The sequence below is a fragment of the Chitinophaga sp. 180180018-3 genome (assembly GCF_037893185.1).
Classification (GTDB): Bacteria; Bacteroidota; Bacteroidia; order Chitinophagales; family Chitinophagaceae; genus Chitinophaga.
In genome coordinates, this window is the sequence record NZ_CP140772.1 from 6,450,494 (window position 1) to 6,475,727 (window position 25,234).

The window sequence follows — 25,234 nt, forward strand, 5'->3', positions numbered from 1 at the left end:
GCCAGGTTTTAACTCTTTTAATATCGGGCAATCAGAAAGTTTAAAGATGGCAAATCAGATAACAACTGATTAGATAATTCCCCGATAAAAAGGGCGTCTTCTTTAAAACTCTGAAGGCACAATCTGAATAGCCCATTCGCCATCTTCCTTAAGAATGCCGAATTCATGTTTTGTAGAATTATTTACAAAACTTGACTGATGTGCAAACATTTTCCCATTATGGAAATCAGAAAGGTAAGCATACTTGCAATCAAGGATAACCTTTCCCTTTTTGTCGACCAGGCCATAACTTGTACCATATTGAAAAATACCCTTTCCTTCATCTACCAGTTGTTGCAAGGTTTCTGAAACATAAAATGGATATTCAGGTCGATCACCAGCAGAAATTCCCGGAGCAGGTTTTGAATTGTCGATATAGGAAAGGTTTTTAGGGAATGTTGTCACTACAATACCCATACTATCGATCAGACAAGCCGGCTTGTCATAATTTTCCCGGACAAGAGCATATCCCTTATAGAAGCAGGTCGCGTATTCATACCTGGGAGGGATAACCACCACATTATCTTTATTAATAAATCCCTTGAGGCCTTCCTTATTCTCTACCCTGGCCAAACCGGACATAAATCTTGAGGTTTCTCTTGAGTAAGTATAAGGTATAATAAGTTTCCCGCTTGTGTTAATAAATCCCCAGTTTCCATCTGCATTTTGTACAGCGGCTAACCCTTCTGAAAAAGGGCGGGCTTTTTTGAACCCAACAGGTATAATTAGTTGAAGTTTTTTATCGATATACCCATATTTTTCTGCCTGTCTGGATGCTATTGGAGTCAGCCCGTCACTAAATGGCAGAAAATCCGATAAGGAAACGAATGTAAAAGCTGCGTTTTTGTTAAGTGGTTGAACAATAGCGATGTATTTCTTAACGTCAAATCGTACAATTTCTTTGCCCGTTGTATCAATATACGCCACTATCCATGTACCCGGCGCACTGGGGACCCTGGCGACGGTGTTGTCTGTTGTAAATGGAAGGACTTCTTTGTATTTACCAGTTCCTAATGTCTGGCCTTTTACATTCTTCAATACAATATTTCCTGCTTCGTCAGTAAATATCGTCCCATGGGCAAAGGGAAGTTCTCTGAAGAATCCCATTACAGGCGCTTTTATGCCACTGGCAACAACTTTCCCTTCCATATCAATTATGGCATAGCCATCATTTCTTTCTACCGTAAAGTAATTACCTTTGAACTTTGTGATGTAATTGTTAGATGATCCTGCATATCCTTCTACCTTGAGGGATTGCGCAATGGCTGAGAAAAAGGGGAAAATGGATAAAACCACTACAATTATCAGGTTTCGCATACAAGGATTTTTTGTTTTGGGAAACAATCGTGTCTTAAATGGTGTCCAATAGTTGTATCTCAAAATACAAAATCATTTTGTAATATCCAGTTTCCGTTACAAAACCAGCAGATGGTTATATTCGATAATTGTATATTTTTTATCTAGTGGGAGTAAATCAAATTTTTTCCAGAGGCCTCTTAAACAAACTAATTAACCCAAAAGCATAACAATTGTACTTTCGACAACACGCTTTAAAAATCATATTAGGCATTGAAGATTTCCGATCCATACCCCATGCGGCTTTACAGGCGTTAAAAGATGGATTTGACACTCCTTCTCTCTATATTCTGGCAGGGCTTTCAAAATACGACGACACATTTGACATCCGGCATTATTACGACATTGCCTTACATGAATTAGGTATTGAATTACCCGATAAACGAACTGCAGCTATTGAGATAGCGCTATCTATTGCGGATGAAATATTTGATAATAAAAGAGATATTATTGAAGGCTCCTGGGATATAAAAAGGATAGCTATTGATGCCTATCCTTTTTATGAAGAAAGTAAACACTATTGTTATGATAGTATCCATTTCGAAAAAATATACGGTATTCTTGATCAAATCAATGAGCTGAGACATGCTCACCAGCAATGGCAGCCCGCTAAAACGAATGCGGAATTAGAACAGGAATATAGTGTACCCTTAATGAATGAACTTAGAAAATGGTATACTTTGATGAAAGTTACTATTAAATAAAATCTACCATTCCGCATGCAAACGCCATCTATTCTTTTAACTAGTTCGATTTATTTCACTCCACAATTTATTCATATACCATGATTTAAAGTTGTATCCTCTTTTTTATTTAAATCCTTTTTTGTAAGTTAAAATTCCAGAACAGAAATCAAAAATCAGAAATTCTAAAACTATCCTATAAAAAACAAGTCGTTTGCCCATCCGCAACGAGTGAACTTTGAGGTCATGGCATTTATGCCACCTGCCGTTATATTTCTTGGAATCTGTCATAATTTTTACAGAAATATGGAAAAACAAACTATGGAAACCCAACTGAATGCGCTACGCATACCCGTTTTTGAACTCCCCTGGCCTGAAGCCTGCTCACCGGATGTTGAGTTAATCGAAGCGCAGATGATCACATGGGCCCGTTCGCAAGGCCTGTTCGTCAACGATGCCTATTGCGAGCGTGTTGCACGTACCCGCTACGCCTGGCTGGCAGCGCGCTGTTATCCGAACGCAAGACGGGAGTTGCTGCAGGCGATTGCTGACTATTTCGTCTGGTTCTTCCTTGTCGATGATCTGTTTGTAGATCGTGTGGAGACAGTGACGGCTGACACGCTTACCAATCTGACCGCTATGATCGACGTCCTCGACTTTGATCGCGCAAGCCCTCAACCTGTATACGGTGAATTGGCGTGGCTCGATGTATGTCAACGATTGCGTCGGTTACTGTCTCCGGAGCATTTCGAGCGATTTGCGCAAGGAATGCGATTGTGGGCCACCACCGCCGGTTTGCAGATCCTCAACCATCTGCAGCCGAAATCGGTCGGCATTCGTCAATATGAAACCATCCGCCGCCATACGAGCGGTATGAATCCCTGTCTGGCACTATCAGACGCCGGGAACAATGGGGCAGTTGATCCCAACGAATTCTATCGCCCGGATGTACAAACCTTGTACCGCCACGCAAATAATATCGTATGCTGGAGCAACGATATCCAGAGTACCGGCATAGAAGCCCGCCAGCCAGGTCAGTTCAGGAACATGCCATTGATATACGCCGCGCAAGGCCATACGTTGCAGGAGGGTATCGACTACGCGGCTGAGCGTGTACGTGAAGAAATTGAGCAGTTTGTGCAACTCTCAGATGCGCTCATGTTACAGGCCGGTGAACGGCTGGGAGGGCTCATTAATGGGTTCAAATACTGGATACGCGGGTATATGGACTGGGTAGCGAAGGATACGCTTCGATATGCAACTGAGTTTGCTGCCGATGACGCTGATGACCGGGGATTGATAAGCATTGAATGATGTGAAATAGCTAAGATGTAATCCGACAGTCAGGGCTAATGAACAAGTGTGGTTACTGAACATTAACCCCGACTGCCAGATTACATCGCAACTACTCCAGACTATTTGAGCTGCACCATCACCACCGTTCTCCAAAGTTTTTTTGTATATCAATTTTCAACTCAAGCGTAGCCATATTCGCTTCATTTTCGCCAGGCGCAGTTTTATCAGTCGACATTCTTTGCTTACTGTACAGGTTGCCTTTTATTTATTTCACCTTCCTCGCCCAATCCCTGAGCGAATTAATCGCATCATACAACACCCCTGCTTCTCCTCTGAAATCGCCGGAGCCGGATGCTTTGCCGGTGCGTACATCGTACCACTCATTAAATCCTTTGTTCGCAATCACCCGGTCCAGCATCGGGCTCATTTCTGCATAGGCCTGCAACGGCATACCATTGCTGATTAATACAGAGATCATACGTCCGCCGAACCAGGTCCAGTCACCTGCATTCTGATAAAAATAAGCCGGCATATTCGGAAATACCTCCACCGGGTAAGGAGGATAAACGGTCATCCCTATGGTGGCAAACGGCTCTTTTTCAGCGGCAGCCAGGAACTGTTGATTGATCTGCCGGATCTCTTTCTGATCATGTAATCCGGCCAGGATCGCACAGGCTGTACCACCGGTATAAAGTATACGGCGCTCGTCGAAGTCGGGCGCAAACGGACTTCCATTCAAATAGATATGCGGGATGTATTTGCCGGATGCAGCATCCCACAAATGTTTCCGGATGTTCTTTCTGAGAGAAGCAGCTATATTTTTCCAATTGTACTGTGTAGTATAAGATGCCGGCCTGATCGCCAGAAAATCATTGATAGCCAGGAGGAACATGGCGTTATCGTAGATATCGATAGCCCATTTGGTTTTTTCATTCAACGCCACGCCCCATCCGTTCTCCGGCTGTACATCCCCCCAATCGATGGTAGTAGCACCTTTAACAAGACCGTATTCTTTGGACCATCGGTCTGTTGACACAAAATGCAGCGCTGCTTCCATCCTTTGCATTACTGTTTGGGATCCTATCTTCTCCTCAAGAATACTCCTGTCACCTGTCACTTCAATATATTGTTTCACCGCCTGTATCAGCGATGATTCCTGGTCTGTTTCCACAGTGTTCTTGTGGCTGGCCCATCCGGGAGCCAGCTCAGAGTAAGCATATTTATAGCCGATGTTCGCCTGCTTTTCGTTAATAGCTCCATCAGGAATATTACCATCAGCGCCCTGTAGCTTAAAAAAAAGTAACAACGCTTCTTTTACGTCCTGTCTGTTGCGCACTTTTAAAGAACCTTTGATAAAGGTATTGAAGTCCCGGATCCATATCTCGCCATAACCTGTGCCGGCATTGAATCCGGTCAGTATCTTTAACGCCCACGCCTGTACGGTATCCAGGCGGTGGTCGGCCAATACTTGTTTAGCCAACGCAGCGTTGCTGATTCCTGTTGTTTCTACGCGGCCCGGATAGGACAGCAACTTCAATGCTCCCGTTTGTGCCTGTGCTGCCATAGCCATGATAAAGCATGGCAGTATAAATAATCTCTTCATTTCTCGCTTACTTATCGTGTGTATAAAATGTAAATTCTTCCATCGTCATAAAGTTGCTATTTCCCCAATTGGTTAATAGTTTAAACCGGTAATACCGGAATGGTGCTATTCCCTGTGGCACGCTGAATTCCTCTCCTGCTTCTGCATAAGCCACATCATCGTCTGAAGTTTGTCCGGCAGGCAAACCGGATGGCTTGATGGATTCATAAGCGCCTATTTTCGTCCAGCTATCCCAGGTGCCATCGGCTGCAGGCTGATTGCTGCCATACAACTCAAAGGTTTTCACGCTTTCTTTTTCGTATAGCCGGTCGTTGGCCTGCCATACTTTAAAGCGGCTGAGCGCTGCTGCTTTGCCGCAATCGATCGTGAACCAGCAGGGAACAATTGACTGTGTCGCAAAACCGGGTGGGTTGTAATTATCATCCCACAAATAGTTGATCAGCCAGCCATAACCTCCGTCTTTTACATCGGTTGGTAATTCAAGTGCTTTAAAGTTTGCTTTGGGTAATTCTCTCTCAAAGGCCGGCAAAGTGACACTGCCGGCTTTGGGATAAAAATACTCAAATGCATTGGAATCCGGCTTGTATCTTGAATTGTAGGTCAGTAATGAGCGCTCTTTATAATCCGGAAGCACAGTACGTATTTCTGTGGCTGGCACAGTAATTTTACGGTCTGTTCCATCGGCGCCTGTATAGCTCACGTCAATACCCTGTTCTCCCGCAGCCGCTGCTCCCCAGCTAAGTATTATCTGATTCCCGTCAGCAGACTGTGTAACAGATTGTAAAGTCCGGTTCGTGAGTGTGCCAACATAATTCTGACCTATAGCCACCCCGAAGGCGTTCACCATTACTGAACGATGACTATCCTTGTCGTACGTGTAAATGGTAAAATTATAATCTCCTTCGTTCAGTTTAGGCACCAGTACATTCACCGTGTCGATCCCGGTGGTTCGTTTTACAGGGAGTTCCAGGGAGTCGGTGTTGTTGTTCCAGAAAACTTTCAGCCGTGTCACGAGCGGATCGTTGCCCAGTATAACAGACAACAGGATCCGGTTGAGGCCTGAATGTACGAGTACTGTATCGGCTCTTCCGGGATAAGTGATCTCGCCTCCTTCCATGTACTTTCTGTAGGCATCGCCCCGGGTTTTGGTACAGGATACAATGAAGCCGGAGAGGACCAGTATCCATAGAAATGTAAGAAATCCAATATTTTTCATGTTGTTTATTGCTTGGTTGATAAATGATTTATTTTGTGTCTCCCCACATCATTATTTCATAAAAATTCACATAGGTACCATTAGACCAGTTCTTCAGTGTCTTAAACCGGATATAGCGCACTTTCGGAGTATTTAGCGGGAAGGTGACTGTCCAGCCGGCTAACGCAGCGTCAGTATCAGCCTGAGAAAGCTCTCCTTCCGGCAATCCGGACGGTTTCACCTGTGTGGTAGTTGCCAGTAATATCCAGCTATCGTCAAAACTTCCGTTGGGATTAGGCTTATTGGAGCCCCATATTTCCACTACTTTGGGATTATGCAGTGAATAGTAATAATCCGGCCTCATGAACCACACCAATCGACTTAATTTGGCAGTTACGCCCATATCGTAGGTAAACCACTGAGGCATTCTGGCGGCATCTCCTGAATGATAAAAGCCGCTGGTGGTGCTGCCGTCAAAAAGACCAGCCACATTACCGCCGTAGCCCAATGGTGCATCTCCGGGTAATACCACTTCTTTCATTTTCGTACGATCCAGCAGTTCTTCAAATAAGGGCGTCAGTTTCATCTGTAGGGTATCTGACAAATTCCCCCATCGGTCTCTTACATATACGCCGAATTGCGTTTGTACATCCTTCATGTTCCGGGTGGAGAAATTACCTTCTTTCAGATTAGTATACTGAGTAGTTACCGGAGAGAATTGCCCTAAAGAATCGTTAGCCAATACAACCAGCGCCAGGTCGTCTTCTCCCGCATTGGTATATTTAACATTTACACCGCCAAAATCAGGCACTACAGACAACGACCTTCTCACTGCCCAAATGGGTGGCTCCAGCGGATGTACGGTCACTTCCACGGCAGGAGAAACGTTTTCGCTTTTATCCACCACATACAACGATACTTTATAAGTGCTGGTATCTCCAAAACCTTCTACCAATAAGCTGCTATTGTAACGGCTTACCTTGGTTTCCTGTTTTGCCCCTTTCGTTGTCTGATACAGGGCTTTTACGCATAGCAGATCGGGATCGCCAGGCAGGGTATAATTGATCCTGGCTGCACCATGGAGATTCGTTACTGTTACATTGGTGACAATGCCCGGAGTTGTGCTGTTTTGTTTAACAGGCCGGGGTTCCTCTCTTTTGCAGGAGCAGATGACCAGCAGGGATATTAATATACTCTTGTAATAAATTCGTTTGTTCATATCAGTGCTTTTACGCAGGTACAAATATTTTGAAAGAATGATCAGCCGTCACCAGCCGGGATTTTGCAGCAGATTCGGGTTGACCTGGAGATTATCTTCCTTAATCGGCCAGAAATAATCGCGGGGCGCCACAAACTGCATGTTATACAGAAACACCTTCCGATTATAATCTTCGTAAGTCGATTGCAGGATATCCCAACCGTAAATGGGGCTGTTCAACACTTGTGGCGCTGTTTTCCACCTCCTCAGATCCCAGAAGCGGCTACCTTCAAATGCCATTTCTATACTACGCTCCTGCCTGATAATATCCCGAAGACCTTCTACAGACGCATATTTCGATGGTTTGGTAGAATAGGTACTCCATGAAGTTTCTACGGACTGCAATCCGGCTCTTTCGCGGATCTGATTCAGATAGGTCAATGCCTCCGCAGATCCTCCTGTTTCATTCAGTGCTTCCGCATACAGCAGATAGAGGTCCGACAGGCGCATAACGGGCCAGGGGTATGATTCTGTTTGTAATGAAGAGGTAGTAAAGACCAGGTTCCAGCTTACAATCTTTTTAGTGTAATAGCCGGTGATAGAATACAATCTGCTTTGTTTTTTCCCGGAAAACTGTTCCAGCTTACTTTGAATATTGTAGTTATCATTTTTCATGAACCATTTGGAGCCATCAAATGCTATATCAGCATAGAACCGCGGTTCTCTTTCAAAATGCAGTCCCACGGTTTTGTATCCTTCCTGCATCCCGGTATCCTTTGCAGTAACGGTGCGCAGCTTGAAACGGTTAGTATAGTCCCAGGTTTTGTCTTCATCGATTGGAACGCCATGCTGTGTGTAAAACATCTCTGCTATTTTCAGTGGTGGCGCCAGTTTTCCTTTCAGGTTAATATTGAATGTATTGGGATCCAGTTGCGGGCAGGCAAATGTTTGCAGCCAGTAGGTAGGGTCACCGTCTGATGTTAATCCCCATATCAGTTCGCTGTTCCATTTCTCGCACACTGCATTGCGAATATTCATTTCTATACGGGTAGCGTGATCTACTTCGAAGATGGAGGGATTGAAGTGGTATAGTCTCAGTCCGGCTGCCAGCGCGAGATCTATAGCTTTTTTACAGGCTTCTCTTGCCCGTTGCCATTTGGATGCATCGTATTGAGGATTAAAAAGCAGCTGCCCGTTTTTATTTTTCATACCGGCAAAATCGTTATTACCATTGAACAAGGGGCTGGCAGCTGTTACCAGCACCCGGGCCTTGATGGCCAGTGCAGCTACTTTTGTAATACGTCCGAGTTCTGTGGTAGCGCTGGTGATAGACAATGGCAATCCGGTATTGTCGCCTGCGGCGGCTTCATCCAACAGACCGGATATATAATTCACCACAGAATCGACCGGTTGGCGAAACACCCGCACTTCGTCCGGCGGCGCAGTAATGGGCAGGTTTTTATCCACGACCGGAATGGGGCCGTACATTCTGAATAAATACCAGTGAAAATAGGCCTTCAGAAATTTCACTTCCGCGATCCACCGGTCTCTTTCATAAGGTTGCAGATCTCTTACTTTACCGACATTCTCCAGAAAAATATTACAGGCTCTGATACCCTGCCATAGCGACTTCCCATCATAACCATCCCAATAGTTCATATACGGATTGGCGCTGTTCTGATTACCGCGGGCAATGTTATAAGGGTCGAGGTAAAAATAATCCTCACTCATAGGCCAATAGGTCCATGCCTCGTCGCAACCGCTGAAGGCGGGGTTCTTATCCGGATGGCCTTCTTTTGGCAGATAGGCATAGCAGGTAAATAAATACTTTTCTGCTTCTACCCGATTGGCAAATGCATGATCGATCGTAGGCACATTATCGGGCACGATATCCAGGTAGCCTTTTTTACAGGAGGCAAAAAGTATGGCGGCGGAACATAGCAACCACGCGGCAAAACGCTGTCTGCCCATACATTTCATTGATGTTAAACAAGTATATAATAATTGCATAAAAGTAGATTTTGGCTGGATACTATAACTGAACGTTGATGCCTATATTAAATACGCGTTGAACGGGATATCCCAATGCGTTGCCGCCCTGCTCCGGATCCCACAGTTTAAATGCGCTGATCAGGAACAGATTGGTACCGTTGGCATAAATCCTCAACCCGGATATATGATATCTTTTCAATCCTTTTTCGCCGATGTTATAGCCGATCTCCGCGCTCTTCATCCGCAGGAAAGCGCCGTTGCGCATCCACCAGTTGGAAGGCTGGTTGTTATTGTCGTTTTGTGTAAGGCCGAGCCTGGGCCAGAAAGCGTACAGGTTGCGATTATTCTCTGACCAGTGATCGCGGGCAACAACGTTGAGCAGACCATGCTGATTAGCGCCGTCTACTACAAAAGGAGAAATGGCAGCGGGGTCTATAAAAAAGGAGGATCTGGCAGAACCCTGAAAAAAGGTACTGATGTCAAAATTTTTGTAACCGAAGGAAAATCCGAAACCATAAATAATCTCTGGTGTAACAGGATACCCCAATGCGTTCACCATATCCAGTTTGGTGATTTGTCCGTCACCATTCAGATCACGGTATTTGATATCGCCACCTTTCACTTCTCCGAAATTCTGCCGGGGGGAGTTCTTTACATCTTCCTCATCTACAAACAATCTTTCTGCAATCAATCCGAATATCTGACCGAGGGAATGGCCTACGCGGGAAAGATATTGCATATTAGCAGGATACTGCGGCTCTTCATTCACCAACAGTTTGCTGGCGGCGTAGGTAAATGTTCCGCGCATCTGCAGCCAGGTTTTTCCGAAGTTCTTATTGTAATCCATAGATACGTCGATACCACGGCCTTCTGCTACGCCTACATTGGCACTGATCGGCACTGTGAGTCCCATGGTGGTGGGAATATAAGCCCGCGGCATGAGGATGCTGCTACGACGTTCTTTGTAGGCATCTACCGTAATCGTTAATGCATTCCACAGACCGAGGTCCAGGCCGATATTGATCTTTTTGGATTTCTCCCAGGTAATGTCATTATTCGGGTAGCGGGAAACAGAAACACCAGGTCTTGAATAACCATAGTTCTCTCCGAAAGAAGAGCCGAGTTTATTGTCGTTCAGATTTACATTAGACAGGTAGAAGAAGCGATCACCGGCAGCCCCTATCTGATCGTTCCCCACAAGACCATAGGTAGCACGGAGTTTCAGCTGTGATATAACATCGGTTAAGTCTGCAAAGAATTTTTCGCTAGCTGCATTCCAGGCCACGCCTACAGATGGAAAAAAGCCGTAGCGATTATTTCTTGCAAAACGTTCCGATCCGTTATAGCCAAAATTTCCTTCCAACAAATAACGGTTATCGTAGCCATAGGTGAATCGTCCTGAAACGCCCTGGTTACGGAAGGGAAGAGATAGTTGCAGGTCGCCGGCATTTCCGTTCAGGTAGTTACGCCGGATGCCGATCAATAAGGCGCCGATGTTGTGTACCCGGTTGAAGGTACGGTTGTAGTTAACTGCTGCCTCCAGATAGGTAGTGGTATTCACGATTTTATCGCCGGGTGTATAGTTGAGATATTCAGTAGCTGTTTTTTCATTTAACAGCGACAGCGTGTATTTATCAGGATCCTTTACAGTAGGGTTAGCAGTATAGAAGAACGGATTATACTGCCGGCTCAGGTTAAAATAGGAATAGCGCTTGGTATATGCCATGGCCCTGGCAGAAAGGCCCGGTGTAATGAAGCTCAGATCCTGCTTTACTTCCAGCTGTACGTTCAATGTAGACGTGCTGTATTGCTGGAAGCCTGACACCATAGATGCGTAAGGATTGTTATACACCTCTCCATCGGAGCCGCGGGCAGCATTTCCGAACAAAGGATGTTTTACATCAGGCAGATCACTGGCGGGGAAGATAGCCGGGAACAGCACGGGGTTGGCATTCAATGCACTTTTGAAGATGGCTGCGCCGCCACCAACAGGACCGTTATAATCATCGAAATTACCGGTGGTTCTGATGATGGCTTCAGTGGTGGAAGTGAGCTTCAGGTTCACGTTGGAACGGATCTCATAACTCCTCAACCGGATATTATTATTGAAGTTGTTGCTGCTTTGTGTTTTCAGGATGCCGTTATCCTGGTTCATAGTAGCCCCTACATAATATTGCGCCTTCTGGCCGCCGCCGGAGAGGTTGAGATTCAGGCGCTGGTTATTCGTAAATTTTTTGATCAGTGTTCCCAGCCAGTCGTTATTGGGATACAGATAGGGGTTGTCGCCGGCTTTGGTATGATCGATCTTGTTCTGGCTGTAAGGCAGCGGGGCGAGGCGGTTCCGGGTGATTGCTGCTTCGTTGGCCAGTTGCATGTAGGAGATATTATCGGCCAGCTCAATGTTCCGGGTGTTGGAAGAAAAAGAATTCTCAAAACGTATATTCATTTTCGTTACCCCTGCTTTACCAGATTTGGTGGTGACCAGTATTACGCCGTTGGCGCCGCGTGCGCCGTACAACGATGAGGCAGCGGCATCTTTCAATACGGAAAACCCGGCGATATCATCCGGCTGCAGGCGGGCCAGTTCGGTGGAAGTAGATTCCATTCCGTCGATCAATATCAGGGGATCCAGTTTTCCTGAACCGAATGAGGTAATACCGCGGATAAAGAAGGAAGCGTTATCGGCTCCCGGCTCTCCGCTTCGCTGGTAGGATACCAATCCGGATATACGCCCTGCGAGCATGGTAGTCAGGTTACTGGTAGGTCCTTTGATTTCTTTCGGATTCACGGTAGTGATAGAGCTGACCATGCTTTGTTTCTTTTGCTGGCCGTAGGCGACTACCACCACATCGTTCAGGTCGTTCCGGTTATCGAGCAGTGTTACCAGGATGGTGTGCCTTCCGTTTACCGGGATTTCCTGTGGCTGATACCCGAGGAAAGAGAAGACCAGGGTATCGGAGGCCGTTGTTAGTTTGATGGTATAGTCGCCGCTGGAAGTGGTAACTGTACCATTGGGCTGGTGTTTCACCTTTACGGTCACGCCTGGCATGGCTTGTCCTTTGGCGTCCAGCACTTTACCTGTTACTGTGAATACCGTCTGGCTAAAGACAGCATTCCCTGCAAGCAACAGTAAAAGGAAGTACAGATATTTCTGTACCAGGAAGGTTGGGATTCGTTTTTTCATAACAGTGCAGACAAATGTTTAGAGCGATTTAGTTTTGTACATACATAAGTACATATTAAAACGGTAATGTCAAACTATTTTGAAAGAAAAATTTCCAATACTATCTGTTATCATTAATAATAAGTTATTTAGATATTATTCATACAATCCATGTAATTGGATCTTTTTTTCTACACACCGCCGTTAACTCGGCAATGCATTGCAGACGGGCAGCAAAAAGTCGGCAAAAATGGCTGCTATTTGTTAACTTGCAGACAGCTCACTATGTTACTACATATATGAATTTAGCAATTGACCATCAAAGTGCCACTCCCCTGCATATACAGGTAGAAAACCTTTTACGGGAGCTGATTAAGCAGCCCGAGTATCAGGCGGGAAAGCTGTTACCCAATGAAATGGAACTGGCCAGGAAGCTGGCTATTTCACGAACTACCTTACGCCAGGCGATCAATAAACTGGTGTACGAAGAGTTGCTGGTGCGGAAGAAAAGACTGGGCACCAAAGTAGCCCAGCAGAAAATGAGCTCAAAATCCATGAACTGGCTGAGCTTTACACAGGAAATGCAGGCCAGGGGGATTGCCATTAAGAATTACGAATTGCATATCAGCTGGGTGTTTCCTGATGAACAGGTGGCCAATTTCTTCGATATTAAACCCGATAAAAAAGTAATGAAACTGGAGCGTCTGCGGGGCAATCCGCAGGAGCCGTTTGTTTATTTTGTTTCCTATTTCCACCCCAGAATTGGCCTTACCGGTGAAGAAGATTTTAAGCGGCCGCTGTATGAAATGCTGGAGCAGGAGCATTATGTGGTAGCTACTTTATCGAAGGAGGAAATCAGCGCCAGAACTGCTGATAAATTCGTTGCTGCCAAGCTGGAAATTAATGCAGACAGTGCTATTTTGTTCCGGAAGCGGTACGTTTTTGATCAGGCCGACCGCCCCATTGAATACAACCTGGGGTATTATAAAGCGGAGAGCTTTGTATACACTGTGGAGAGCAGGCGCACGCCCTGATCTTTCCTTATTTTCATCATGATTCAAAAACAAAACTTGTATTTTTTAGATACTTGTAATATGTTTGTACATTATAACATAAAATATAAATCGCAAGCATGTTATCACCCATTCGAGAACAACAGATGACAGCGTCGCGGGCTACGGAACAGCACCTGATCCCATTGACGAAAGACAGACAGGATATAACCGGGTACAACATTTACCCCAGCTTTCCCGCCACAGGCCCTATTTATACGGGTTTTGAGGCATTAGCCAGCTGGATCATTCAACAGTCGGCCAATGTGGTGATTGATGGTTACAGTGGTGTATTTTGGGAAGCATTTATCGGGAAGTTGCAGGAGCAGCTGGTCTTGCAAAATATTGCAGCGAATTATATAGCTGTTGCAGACGCCTTGCAGCCAAATTCAGCGATCGCCGATCTTATCGCATCCAGTATCGGAGGCGATGATCCATTATTCGGAAAGCGCTTCACCGGGGAGCTTCGGGATTTTTTTTCAGCAGATAAACTGCAACAATTACAACCTGTTCCGGGGAAACTGAATATCATTTATGGCAGCGGAGCGTCGTTAGCTGATTGGCCTGGAACGGTGTTGTATATTGATGTACCGAAGAATGAGATCCAGTTCAGGTCGAGAGCCGGCAAGACCTGTAACCTGGGGCAATCCACACCGGGCAGTGATCCGAGGCAACAATACAAGCAGTTTTATTTTGTAGACTGGCCGGTACTCAACCGGCATAAAAAACAATTGCTGCCACAGATCGATGTTATTATTGATGAACAACGAATTGATGATATCACCTGGTGCACAGGCGAAACGCTGCGCCAGACGCTTCGTCGCATGTCGCAGCATATGTTCAGAGCGCGACCCTGGTTCGAACCGGGCGTATGGGGCGGGCAATGGATGAAAGAGCAGATTCCTTCTCTCAATAAAGCCGTCGTGAACTATGCGTGGTCTTTCGAGTTGATTGCTCCGGAAAACGGTATCCTGCTGGAATCGGGCGGAGCGTTGCTGGAGGTATCCTTTGATACTGTGCAGATGCTGGATAATAAAGCCCTGCTGGGTAAAGCAGCAGAGCGGTTCGGAGATGCATTTCCGATCAGGTTCGATTTCCTGGATACATTTGATGGTGGTAATCTTTCCGTACAATGTCATCCTACAGTGGCCTATACAAAGGAACATTTCGGTGAGGATTTTACGCAGGATGAAACTTATTACATACTGGATACGAAGCCCGGCGCCAGTGTTTACCTTGGTTTCCAGGAAAATATCAATGCTGTGGAATTTAAGCAGGTATTGCAGAACAGTTTCAGTGATCATAAGCCCGTGGATGTTGAAAAATATGTACAGGTTTTTCCATCTCACAAACATGATCTGTTTCTCATACCAAACGGTACAGTACACAGTTCCGGGAAAAATAACCTGGTGTTGGAGATCAGCGCTACGCCTTATATTTTTACTTTCAAGATGTACGATTGGTTGCGGGCGGATCTGAGCGGGCAGCCCCGTACACTGAACATCGACCGGGCATTTGCCAACCTGAATTTTGAGAGAAAGGGAGATGTGGTACAGGACACGTTGCTGTCGCAACCAGTAACAATGCGGGAAGGGCGCGACTGGAAAATAGTACACCTGCCTACACATCCGCAACATTTTTATCGTATTGAACGACTGGAATTCAATACCCTTATTGAGTTGGATACCGCCGGGCAATGTCATATCTTAAGCCTGGTAGAAGGTAGCGTTATCAAAGTAATCACCAATGGATTAACACAAACCGTGCATTACGCCGAGACGTTTGTCATACCAGCTGCCACCGGTACATATACACTTGTAAGCGATGGTGCGGCGGTGAAAGTAGTCAGGGCTTTTGTAAAAGAGGAATGTTGTTAAAACCTATTATCAACTGAAATAAAAACAAACTCATCACAAGCATGAACCGTGCATCTTCATCTTTGTTGCTCATTACGTTCATTGCCACATTGGGCGGCCTGCTCTTTGGTTTCGATATGGCTGTTATTTCCGGGGCATTACCATTCGTAACAGACCAGTTTCACCTATCGGATTCCGCGCAGGGCTGGTTTGTATCTTCCGCATTAATGGGCTGCATGGTTGGCGTAGCATTCTCCGGCGATTTAAGCGACCGGTCGGGCAGGAAGAAGCTGCTGATGGCAGCGGCGTTATTATTCCTTTTATCGGCAGTGGGGTCGGCCCTATCACCGGGATTTACCGTGCTGGTGCTGGCACGTGTATCGGGAGGGATTGGAGTAGGTGTAGCCTCCATTGTAGCGCCGTTATATATTTCAGAGATAGCACCTGCACATATCCGCGGGCGTCTGGTGACCTTTTATCAGCTGGCAATCACTGCGGGGATTCTCATTGCTTACTTTACCAATTTTCTGCTGCTGCAATTTTCGTTGGGTCATAACAGTGATACACTGCCATTGATCCTGCACCTGGTTTTTGTGAAAGAAATCTGGCGCGGGATGATTGGTGTTGGCGCTATTCCATCGATATTGTTTCTTGCTGGTCTTTTCTTTGTGCCTGAAAGTCCACGCTGGCTTATACAAAACAACAGGCGTGAGGAGGGGCTGGCTATACTGCAGCGAATAACGGGAACGGCTATAGGTGCAGATAACGTGTTACCTGCACCTGCTGCCGCTGGTTCCGCCAAAGGATTCTACCGGGAGCTATTATCGCCCGCCATGCGCAAGCCTTTGCTGATCGGAATATTATTGCCAGTGTTTTCACAATTCAGTGGTATCAATGCCGTCATTTACTACGGCCCGAGGATACTGCATGATGCAGGTATCAATATTTCCAATGCCTTTCTCAGTCAGGTGATTTTTGGTGTGGCCAATTTCATTTTCACGCTGATTGCCATCTGGAAAGTGGATACCATGGGCCGTCGTCCGTTATACATTGCCGGGTCTATAGGTGGTACCCTGAGCCTGCTTTTCACAGGCATCTGTTTTTATAACGGGGCTACCAGTAACATCGCTCTTGTGATCTCAATTATCCTGTTTCTCGCGTGTTTTGCATTTTCACTCGGCCCGCTGAAATTTGTGATTGCAGCAGAGATATTTCCCACGCAGATCAGGGGAAGGGCCATGGCCTTGAGTATTATGGCGATGTGGTTGTCGGATACTATTGTAGGCCAGTTAACGCCGGTGCTGTTGGGTCGTGCAGGCGCTGCCGTTACCTTCTGGTTTTTTGCTACCTGTTGTTTGCTGGCGTTCCTGACAGTACTTAAAATGGTACCGGAAACGAAGGGCAGAACACTGGAGGAAGTGGAAGGTATGTGGCAGGGGCATTGAGCCGGCTGCTTTATCATGCATCCGGAATTTCGGGCTCTACCAGTTTAGTTAGTTTATCCAGAGAATCCTGCCAGCCCAGATAGCACATTTCCACGGGTATCATCGCAGGTATTCCTTCCTGCACAATCTTTACATCTGTGCCCGCTATCGTTTTCTTCAGCCAAACGGAGGTGGTCATTACGCCCGGCATATTGGGATCATCGAACTTATCGGTGTACTTCAGGAATTCACCGGGTTTGAGTTCCTGATATTCTCCGCCGAATGAATGACCATTTCCGGTTGTAAAATTCTGAAACGACATTTTGAACTTTCCTCCCACTTTTACATTCATTTCATGTACGGTGCAAAGAAAGCCATATGGTGGCAGCCAGGAGGCGATTGCCAGGGCTTCGGTAAAGGCACGATATACTTTTTCAGGAGATGCCTTCATTACTCTGTGTAAAGAAACTTTGTTGTCTGACATAAGAATATTTTTTTGTTGTATCCTACTCGTCTGGCTTTTCGGATCCGCCCGTTTTTAGGTGGTTACTGCTCCACTGGTTGTTCTTAACAAAGGTGGTTGTAAAAGCTGATTTTGAGCGAGGTGGTATGCGACAATTTATGGGGCGGATTACGACGAGGGGTAGTGAGTTATTTTGCCAGATACACAAAAATGATGGCAACAATGGCTGGCAGTGCCTGCACATAGAATATCTTCCTGGAAGCAGTAAGTGCGCCGTAAATACCCGCTATGGCCACGCATGCAAGAAAAAACAACCGGATATTTGTGGCCCAGGTGGTATCTGAGATCAGAAACGACCAGATCAATCCCGCAGCCAGGAATCCATTATACAGTCCCTGGTTGGCTGCAAGTTTTTTTGTTGGTTTAAACAACTCGCCGGGTAAAGCACCGCCAAAAGCCTTTTTGCCGGCAGTTTCCCAGGCAAACATTTCCATCCAGAGTATGTACAGATGTTCGATGGCTACTAAGGCAGTGAGTATGGTTGCTATCAGTTTCATAGTTTAACAATTTAATATTTTCTGTTAACATTTGCGGCTTGTTTTTCACCCTTTCTGCTTCCACTCTCTCGGCGATTTCCCAAAATGCTTCTTAAACTCCCGGCTGAAATACTTAGGATCACTATATCCCACTTTATACGCCACTTCACTGATATTATATTCCGCATTATCCAGGTAAACCGTAGCCCGCTTCATTCGTATCGCTTTAATAAAATCATTCACCGTAAGCCCTGTAAGCATGTTCAGCTTTTTGTACAACACCGGCCGGCTCATCGCCAGCTTCCGGGAGATCGTATCCACATTGAATGCCGGTTCATCCATATTTTCTTCAATGATTTCAATCACTTTCGTAAGAAAGGGATCTTCAATGATATCAGTTGCTTCTTCCTGCGGTACCGTATGATGATCGGAAGGAAGTGCCAGTTGTTTCGCCAGCCGCTGATGAATTTTTTCACGCAGGCTCAACAGGTTGCCAATATGCAGCGTGAGTATGTGAATACTGAATGGTTTGGTAAGATAGATATCCGCACCTTTCTGCAGCCCGCTTAATTGCTGGGACGAGGACGACATGGCTGTTAGCAGGATCACCGGAATATGATTGGTTCGTTCATCGCTTTTCAGCCTGCTGCATAATGTATAACCATCCATGCCTGGCATCATTACATCACTGACAATGATATCAGGAATCAGTTCTATGGCCGCTTCCCAGCCTGCAGAACCATTGGTGCTGGTTACTACATTGTAATGCTTCTCCAGTACTTCCCGGTTAAGCGCCAGAATTTCTTCATTGTCTTCTATCAGCAGGATGGTATATTTATTTTTATCAGGGCCGGGTGCTACATTTTCCGGTACCACCAGTGGCCGCTCCGGCTGCACGGTATCAACCGGCACAGTCTTTTTATCACTGCTGTATTTATCCAGTTTAACTGCATGATTCAAATGCGTATTACCTTTCCGCAGTGTTACGGTAAACACCGTTGTATTGCCGCTATCCGTGCGGATGCTGTCTACCGTAATACTACCTCCATGTAATTCAATAATACTTTTTGCCAATGCCAGGCCAATACCGTATCCTTTGTTATCACTGCCCTGGTCATCTTCCTGGAAATAGTTGGTAAACAATTTGGGCAGATTCTCGGGTGCCACTCCCCTGCCATTGTCTTTTATGGTAATGTCTACCGTCTTTTCCTTTTCTTCTATTGCGGTAATGATACAGCCACCTGATGGCGTAAATTTATAAGCGTTATAAAAGAGGTTATAGAATACCTTTTCCAGCTGAATCCTGTCGAAGTACAGGCTGATTTCCGGTGCCGGGCTTTTAAACTCATATTGAATATTCATGGATAAAGCCCGGTCTTCAAACGTGAAGAAAACATCCCGCAGAAAAGATACAAGATCCTGCTCCGCTATCTGTAATGGCAAACCGCCCGATTCTGCCTTTCTGAAATCCATCAGTTCCGTTAGCAAATGTAGCAGGCTTTCTGAGTTTTTCCGGATGATCTGCAATTGCCTGGAATTTTCATAGTCTTCCTTGTTGATCAGCAACAACCGTTCTGCAGGCCCGATGATCAGCGAGAGGCGGGATCGCATCTCATGGGAAATATTGGTAAAGAAGTCAAGCTTCAGGCGCGTTAATTCATGATCGCGCCGGATCAATGATCTCAACACAAAAAAGCGCACGACAAAAAACACCACGGCTGCTGCAAAAAGAACATATAAAATATATGCCCAGACTGTTTTCCAGATGGGCGGCAATACGGTAATGTACAGCTGTGTTGGGTTTCCCCAGATACCATCATTATTGGTTCCTTTTACAAAAAATGTATAGTTACCCGGAGGCAGGTTCATATAGGTGGCAGCAGGAGTGGCCGTGTAGTTCCAGTTCCTGTCGAACCCTGCTAATTTATAAGCATAGGTATTCTTTTCGGGTTGTACGTAATTGAGCGCAGCAAATTCAAGTGTGAACACATTTTGCAGGTGTGTAAAACAAATATCCCTAGTCTGGCTGATCTCTTTTTCCAGCAAGCGGTCTGGCTGCCCGATGACCACTGCATGATCAAACAATTTCAGTCCCGTTAGTATGGTACGCGGAGCAAAAGGATTCTCTTTGATTTCATCCGGGCGAAAAAAGGTGAGCCCATTGTAACCACCAAACAACATTTCCCCGGAACTGCTTTTATAACCGGAGTTGATATTGAAAATGTTGCCGGCCAGTCCATCGCTTTTATTATAATTTTTAAATACCCTGGTGTTTTCATCCAGCTTAGACAACCCGTTTCCGGTACTTATCCAGAGATTGTTATGCTCGTCTTCCAGTATTGCCATGATATTATCGTCCGGCAATCCGTTTGCCTTTGTGTAGATGGTGAATTTTTTTGTTTCACCTGTTGGCGTATACAACGCCAGGCCGCCGAACGCACAGCCTATCCAGATCCTTCCATTACTGTCTTCATGGATACAGTTGATATTGTTTTTGGGCAGGTTATCTTTCGTTGTGAAACGGTAAACGGTATCAGTTCCCTGCCGCATGAGCAGGAGGTCGCCCGAGGTACCTACCCAGGTATCTCCGTTTGCTGACTGGAGGATCGTTTTTACAGATTTTGTGCCGACAGCCCTGGTAAGGCTGTTTTCCGGCAGCACATCTAAAGACGTTCCTGTTCTTTTAAATGCCAGCAGGCCTGTTTGTGTGCCAATCCAAAATATACCTTCCCGGCTTTCCAGCACAGAGAGTATTTCAGAAGTACGTACTACGGGATCATTTTCTTTATAAAAAAAGCGGGTAAAATTACGGGAGACAGGATTAAACAGGTTAAGCCCTCCACCATGCGTTCCTATCCAGAAATGCCCGTCTTTGTCTTTGTATATGACCTTTACCAGGTCGGAACCCAGCGATGCCTCGTTTGCCGGATTATGGCGGAATAATGTGATTTGCTGCGTTGTTCTGTTGATATAATTCAGGCCGCCACCTTCTGTGCCTACCCACAAATTATTGGCTGCATCTTCCGACAGCGCACTCACCACGCTATTGTTAATGCCTTGCCGGTATGCGCTGGTTTTATACACATGAAAAGGAGTATTATCTACTGAAACGCTGTTCACTCCGCCCCAGTAGGTACCGATCCATACGGTGGCATGATCGTCCGTAAAAATGCTGTACACGGAATTATGGCTCAGGGTCTGTATATTATCAGGGTCTGAATTGTAGTTCTGGAATCGTCCGGTTTCCGGATCATAAATGCTGATACCTCCCTGTGTGCCAATCCACAATCTGCCATGGGCGTCTGTTCTTATATCCCTGATATTATTGTTCACCAATCCATTGGGAGAACCAGCCTGGTAGCGTTTAAAGGATTTTTGACGGGGATCATAGAGATTTATACCACCCTGTTGTGTACCTATCCACAGGCGATTGGCCGGATCTTCGAAGATGACGGTGATGTAGCTGTCGCTCAGGCTCGACTCCTGGCTGTCGTGCCTGAAGCGGCGGAAACTCATCTTTCCATTTTCGTCGGTCATTTGTGTAAGTCCCAGCGACGATCCAATCCAGTATGTACCCTGGTGATCCTGATAAATGGTGCGGATATTATTATTAACCGACAGGCCGGCAACAGAATCCGGAATGGCCACCTGTTTGAACTGATTGGTTTCCCTGTTATCAAGCCGGAACAGGCCTGCGGACGACCATACCCAGATCCTGTTTTGTTTGTCTTCGTAAACGCAGCTGATACTTAGGTTACTTTTCCCCCGGTTTTTTGTAAGCAACACGGAATCGAGCCGGTCTGTTGCCGGATTATATTTATTCAGCCCATTGCGGGTACCCACCCAAAGTATTTTGTGTGAATCGAACAATAAACGGGTAATATAGTTTTCGGGAACATCATTATAGGTACTGATCGGGCTTTTGTAGATTTTAAAGCGGCGGGTATCAAATCGGTTTAACCCGTTTTGTGTTCCGAACCACATAAATCCGTTTCCATCCTGCGCAATACACAACACGGCGCCCGGAGCCAGGCCTTCTTCCGAAGTAAGCCGGTTAAACAGTAATTCCTGTCCGCGCAGGTGCAGGCAGCAAAGCAATAAAATTATCAAGGTGCTGCTTTTCAGCATAGTTCTGACAAACATTCTTTATTAAATCAGTGCCCTCAGCGTTGTATGAAAGATTTTGGATATTGTCATCGTGCTTGCAGGATAGCGAAAAAATCCTGATTTTCACCTGTTTCTACCCGGAATTTACAATTTCACCCCATCTTTTTTCTGATTTTACCCCATATCGCTATAAGGCAGAAGATATCTTGCTGATTATAAATTCCAACCTCCAAACACATACGTTATGTTTCCACGATTAGTTTTGCTAGGTATCTTACTATTCCCTCTATGGACATGGGCACAAAACAAAAAGGTAACCGGCACCGTACTGGATGAAAATGGTGCTCCGGTTCAGAGTATCAGTGTACAGGTAAAGGGAAAGCCTGGCGGCGCCCTCACCAACAAGTCCGGTAATTTTGAAATTGAAACAGGCGCTGCCGAAACGCTTGTTTTTACTGCCGTGAACTACATTACACAGGAAGTATCGCTGAGCAATGCGAGCCTGCCGTTAACGGTTGTATTGAAATCCAAGGTCACCTCCATCGGAGATGTAGTGGTGGTGGGCTACGGCACCCAGAAAAAACGGGACCTGACCGGCTCCATTTCCTCCGTTTCAACAAAAGACTTTAAAGAGCAGCCGGTTGTAAACGTGTAACAGATTCTTCAGGGCCGCACTGCCGGAGTACAGGTAGTATCCAACGCCGGCGCGCCGGGAGGCGCTGTATCGGTGCGGATAAGGGGAAATAACTCCATTAAGGGCGACAACAATCCCTTGTATGTGATCGATGGTTTTGTAGGAGCTGATCCGTCAACAGTGAATCCTAATGATATAGAAACGATGGACGTGCTTAAAGACGCTTCCTCCACCGCTATATATGGCAGCCGGGGCGCCAATGGGGTCATTGTCATCACCACTAAAAGAGGGAAAGCCGGCAAAACCAGCATTGAACTGATGAGCCAGTTTTCCAGTGCCCAGGTACTGAAGAAGATGAACTTATTGAATGCAGCTGATTTTGCCACTACTGCCAATGAAAATGCCCTCGCCAATGGCGGGTCTGCCATTTTTACGCCGCAACAGATCGATGGCTTCAGGGCCAACGGAGGAACAAACTGGCAGAACCAGATCTTCAGAACCGCTCCCACCCAGGAGTATCAGCTGAGCATTTCCGGCGGAAGCGATAAAACGAAATACTATACCAGCGGGAATTTTCTAAACCAGCAGGGCATCATTATTAATTCCTCTCTAAAGAGGTATTCGGTGAGAGCAGGTCTTAATTCACAACTGTATAAAAAACTTTCCCTTCATGTAAATGCCTATGCGGTAAGAAATGAAACGCGCAATACCGGGATTACAGGCAGAGATGCACCGGTTACCCAGGCCATCGCCTGGGCGCCCACCGTGCCTGTAAGAGACAGCACCGGCAAATTTACGCTAAACGATCCTGTGGGTTCCATTTCATTCAACCCGGTAGCCATAGCAACAGATCAGAACAATATTACTCACAATTCCACCTTCGCCACCATAGCCGGACTTAAATACGAATTTGTTCCCGGCCTTACACTGGATGTAACCGGCGCGGTTAATTACAGTAATATTCAAACACTGGGCTATACCGGGCCTTCCGTTACATCATCGCGGCAGGCCAATGCCACCCGGAGCTCCGGTGAAAACATCGGTATACAAAGCACCAATAACCTTACCTATAGCCATCTGTTTAATAACGCGCACCAGCTTACCGTTACAGGGGTAATTGAGTATCAGACATTCAGTACCAGTGGTTTCAACGCCAATGCCAACAGCTTAACTTTTCCTAACCTGGGGTTCTATAACCTGTCGCTTGCACAGACGTATGGCCTGGGAACAAATTACTCAGACTATAAACTGCTCTCCTACCTTGGAAGGGTGAACTACGATTATAAGGGCCGGTATTATATTACAGCCGGCGTAAGACGGGATGGCTCCTCCAAATTTCAGGGCGGACATCAGTACAGTACGTTCCCTTCAGTAGGTGTTGCATGGAAGTTGTCGGAAATGGATTTTATGAAGACAGCCACTTTCGTCAATAACCTCAAAATAAGAACCGGATATGGTGTAACCGGTAACCAGGCCATCAATCCTTATCAAACCCTTACAGCCTATCAAAATGTTACCACTACGCTGACTCCCGGTAGTGTAACACCGGGCATTATTCTGGGTAATCCGGGAAATCCGGATCTGAAATGGGAAACCACCAAACAATGGGATATCGGACTGGATGCAGATATGTTCGACAACCGGTTATCTTTTACAGCAGACTATTACAATAAAAACACGAGCAATCTCCTGCTTCCCGTGCCCATTCCCAATTACCTGGGCGGTGGCAGTGTATTATCGAACGTAGGCAAGGTAAACAACAAGGGGATTGAGCTTTCCATATCAGGAGATATCATCCGCCATACCGGCATGACCTGGAACAGTGCCTTCAATTTATCGTTCCTCCGTAACAAGGTAATATCCCTTTACTCCGATAAGAACATCCCATCCGGTACCAATGTGGGGGCAGGACTTTCACCACAGCCGGAATTCATGATTATTCCCGGACAGCCACTGGGTACTTATTGGGGGCTTACCTACCTCGGTACCTGGAAGCCTGACGAAGCCGCAGCTGCAGCAGCATACGGAAATGTTCCAGGCGACTCGAAGTACCAGGATCTTGATGGGAATAAAGTCATCGATGGCAGCGACTATCACATCATCGGGCACGGGCTCCCCAGGTATTCGTGGGGCTGGAACAATACATTTACCTGGAAAGGTTTTACACTGAATGTTTTCGTACAGTCGCTGGGCGGATACGACAAACTGGATTACACCTATGCAGCTGGTATTACCGCCAATTCAGATATGCGGCAGGCAACTATTTCCGATATCAAAAACAGGTATATCCCCGGAAAGAACGAAACATCCGATATTCCGGCGTTCAGTAAAACCAATAAGAATTATATGCTCAGTACCCGTTTCCTGGAAGACGGCACATTTATCAGGTTTAAAAACATCAGCCTTAGCTATCAATTACCTGAGTCATTGGTAAAACAGGCAAAGATCACGGTATATGTGCGGGCTGCCAATCTCTTTACTATTACCAGGTATAAAGGACTGGATCCTGAAACTAACAGCGTAGCCACCGGCGCAGGAAGCGATGTAAACCAAAGCATCGACTATGGCTCCTATCCCAATGCGAAAACGATTACCGGGGGCGTAAAAATTGGTTTCTAAAACAACCCAAAACACATT

General features: G+C 45.9%; 16 protein-coding genes. 7 read left to right on the plus strand and 9 right to left on the minus strand.

Translation table 11 applies throughout. From position 1 onward, the window contains the following. Nucleotides 1-102 precede the first annotated feature (102 nt). The gene (locus UNH61_RS25335; protein ID WP_326994805.1) at nt 103-1,356 is read right to left on the minus strand and encodes a WG repeat-containing protein; all 1,254 of its coding nucleotides are present in this window, start codon (nt 1,354-1,356) and stop codon (nt 103-105) included. Between the two features lie 212 nt (nt 1,357-1,568). Here UNH61_RS25335 and UNH61_RS25340 point away from each other — a divergent pair, with 212 nt between their 5' ends. Continuing rightward, complete coding sequence (locus tag UNH61_RS25340) at nt 1,569-2,099, plus strand: hypothetical protein (RefSeq protein ID WP_326994806.1); 531 nt, start codon at nt 1,569-1,571, stop codon at nt 2,097-2,099. 393 nt (nt 2,100-2,492) lie between these two features. Continuing rightward, nucleotides 2,493-3,392, plus strand: a complete 900-nt coding sequence (locus tag UNH61_RS25345) for a hypothetical protein (protein ID WP_326996171.1) — start codon at nt 2,493-2,495, stop codon at nt 3,390-3,392. A gap of 247 nt (nt 3,393-3,639) precedes the next feature. On the opposite strand, the gene UNH61_RS25350 is transcribed toward UNH61_RS25345, so the two are convergent. From UNH61_RS25350 to UNH61_RS25370, 5 genes are all read right to left on the minus strand, one after another. Next, nucleotides 3,640-4,977 carry a hypothetical protein gene (locus UNH61_RS25350; protein ID WP_326994807.1) on the minus strand — a complete coding sequence of 446 codons (1,338 nt, stop codon included), beginning with the start codon at nt 4,975-4,977 and terminating at the stop codon, nt 3,640-3,642. Nucleotides 4,978-4,984: 7 nt separating this feature from the next. After that, complete coding sequence (locus UNH61_RS25355) at nt 4,985-6,193, minus strand: DUF4998 domain-containing protein (protein ID WP_326994808.1); 1,209 nt, start codon at nt 6,191-6,193, stop codon at nt 4,985-4,987. A gap of 28 nt (nt 6,194-6,221) precedes the next feature. Beyond that, nucleotides 6,222-7,391: a DUF5000 domain-containing lipoprotein gene (locus tag UNH61_RS25360; protein WP_326994809.1), complete on the minus strand. Its 1,170-nt coding sequence runs from the start codon at nt 7,389-7,391 to the stop codon at nt 6,222-6,224. Between the two features lie 48 nt (nt 7,392-7,439). Then, entirely contained in the window at nt 7,440-9,341 is a 1,902-nt protein-coding gene (locus UNH61_RS25365) for a RagB/SusD family nutrient uptake outer membrane protein (RefSeq protein WP_326994810.1), read from the minus strand. A 61-nt stretch (nt 9,342-9,402) separates the two neighbouring features. Further along, nucleotides 9,403-12,546 carry a TonB-dependent receptor gene (locus tag UNH61_RS25370; RefSeq protein WP_326994811.1) on the minus strand — a complete coding sequence of 1,048 codons (3,144 nt, stop codon included), beginning with the start codon at nt 12,544-12,546 and terminating at the stop codon, nt 9,403-9,405. Nucleotides 12,547-12,824: 278 nt separating this feature from the next. On the opposite strand from UNH61_RS25370, the gene UNH61_RS25375 reads away from it, so the two are divergent. The 3 genes from UNH61_RS25375 to UNH61_RS25385 all read left to right on the plus strand — a co-directional run bounded on the left by UNH61_RS25375 (nt 12,825) and on the right by UNH61_RS25385 (nt 16,878). Then, nucleotides 12,825-13,559 (plus strand): GntR family transcriptional regulator, encoded by a 735-nt coding sequence (locus UNH61_RS25375; RefSeq protein WP_326994812.1) that lies wholly within the window; start codon nt 12,825-12,827, stop codon nt 13,557-13,559. 98 nt (nt 13,560-13,657) lie between these two features. After that, a complete protein-coding gene (locus UNH61_RS25380) occupies nt 13,658-15,454 on the plus strand; it encodes a class I mannose-6-phosphate isomerase (protein ID WP_326994813.1) in 1,797 nt (598 codons plus the stop codon). Between the two features lie 41 nt (nt 15,455-15,495). Then, nucleotides 15,496-16,878, plus strand: coding sequence for a sugar porter family MFS transporter (locus UNH61_RS25385; protein WP_326994814.1), 1,383 nt, complete (start codon nt 15,496-15,498; stop codon nt 16,876-16,878). Nucleotides 16,879-16,891: 13 nt separating this feature from the next. Here UNH61_RS25385 and UNH61_RS25390 read toward each other — a convergent pair whose 3' ends face one another. The 3 genes from UNH61_RS25390 to UNH61_RS25400 form a co-directional block, all read right to left on the minus strand. Further along, on the minus strand, nt 16,892-17,341 hold the full coding sequence (locus tag UNH61_RS25390) for an SRPBCC family protein (protein ID WP_326994815.1): 450 nt from the start codon (nt 17,339-17,341) through the stop codon (nt 16,892-16,894). A gap of 167 nt (nt 17,342-17,508) precedes the next feature. Beyond that, entirely contained in the window at nt 17,509-17,877 is a 369-nt protein-coding gene (locus UNH61_RS25395) for a DUF1304 domain-containing protein (protein WP_326994816.1), read from the minus strand. Between the two features lie 45 nt (nt 17,878-17,922). Then, nucleotides 17,923-21,966: a two-component regulator propeller domain-containing protein gene (locus tag UNH61_RS25400; protein WP_326994817.1), complete on the minus strand. Its 4,044-nt coding sequence runs from the start codon at nt 21,964-21,966 to the stop codon at nt 17,923-17,925. Nucleotides 21,967-22,207: 241 nt separating this feature from the next. Between UNH61_RS25400 and UNH61_RS25405 the strand changes: the two genes are divergently transcribed. Both UNH61_RS25405 and UNH61_RS25410 read left to right on the plus strand, forming a co-directional pair. Beyond that, a complete protein-coding gene (locus UNH61_RS25405; RefSeq protein WP_326994818.1) occupies nt 22,208-22,618 on the plus strand; it encodes a carboxypeptidase-like regulatory domain-containing protein in 411 nt (136 codons plus the stop codon). 3 nt (nt 22,619-22,621) lie between these two features. Continuing rightward, nucleotides 22,622-25,216, plus strand: a complete 2,595-nt coding sequence (locus UNH61_RS25410) for a SusC/RagA family TonB-linked outer membrane protein (RefSeq protein WP_326996172.1) — start codon at nt 22,622-22,624, stop codon at nt 25,214-25,216. Nucleotides 25,217-25,234 lie beyond the last annotated feature (18 nt).

Bases quoted from the DNA above. Each gene is read 5' to 3' on its own strand.
- UNH61_RS25335 (WP_326994805.1), bottom strand. From the start codon at position 1,356: ATGCGAAACCTGATAATTGTAGTGGTTTTATCCATTTTCCCCTTTTTC.
- UNH61_RS25345 (WP_326996171.1), top strand. From the start codon at position 2,493: ATGATCACATGGGCCCGTTCGCAAGGCCTGTTCGTCAACGATGCCTAT.
- UNH61_RS25350 (WP_326994807.1), bottom strand. From the start codon at position 4,977: ATGAAGAGATTATTTATACTGCCATGCTTTATCATGGCTATGGCAGCA.
- UNH61_RS25355 (WP_326994808.1), bottom strand. From the start codon at position 6,193: ATGAAAAATATTGGATTTCTTACATTTCTATGGATACTGGTCCTCTCC.
- UNH61_RS25360 (WP_326994809.1), bottom strand. From the start codon at position 7,391: ATGAACAAACGAATTTATTACAAGAGTATATTAATATCCCTGCTGGTC.
- UNH61_RS25365 (WP_326994810.1), bottom strand. From the start codon at position 9,341: ATGGGCAGACAGCGTTTTGCCGCGTGGTTGCTATGTTCCGCCGCCATA.
- UNH61_RS25370 (WP_326994811.1), bottom strand. From the start codon at position 12,546: ATGAAAAAACGAATCCCAACCTTCCTGGTACAGAAATATCTGTACTTC.
- UNH61_RS25375 (WP_326994812.1), top strand. From the start codon at position 12,825: ATGAATTTAGCAATTGACCATCAAAGTGCCACTCCCCTGCATATACAG.
- UNH61_RS25380 (WP_326994813.1), top strand. From the start codon at position 13,658: ATGTTATCACCCATTCGAGAACAACAGATGACAGCGTCGCGGGCTACG.
- UNH61_RS25385 (WP_326994814.1), top strand. From the start codon at position 15,496: ATGAACCGTGCATCTTCATCTTTGTTGCTCATTACGTTCATTGCCACA.
- UNH61_RS25390 (WP_326994815.1), bottom strand. From the start codon at position 17,341: ATGTCAGACAACAAAGTTTCTTTACACAGAGTAATGAAGGCATCTCCT.
- UNH61_RS25395 (WP_326994816.1), bottom strand. From the start codon at position 17,877: ATGAAACTGATAGCAACCATACTCACTGCCTTAGTAGCCATCGAACAT.
- UNH61_RS25405 (WP_326994818.1), top strand. From the start codon at position 22,208: ATGTTTCCACGATTAGTTTTGCTAGGTATCTTACTATTCCCTCTATGG.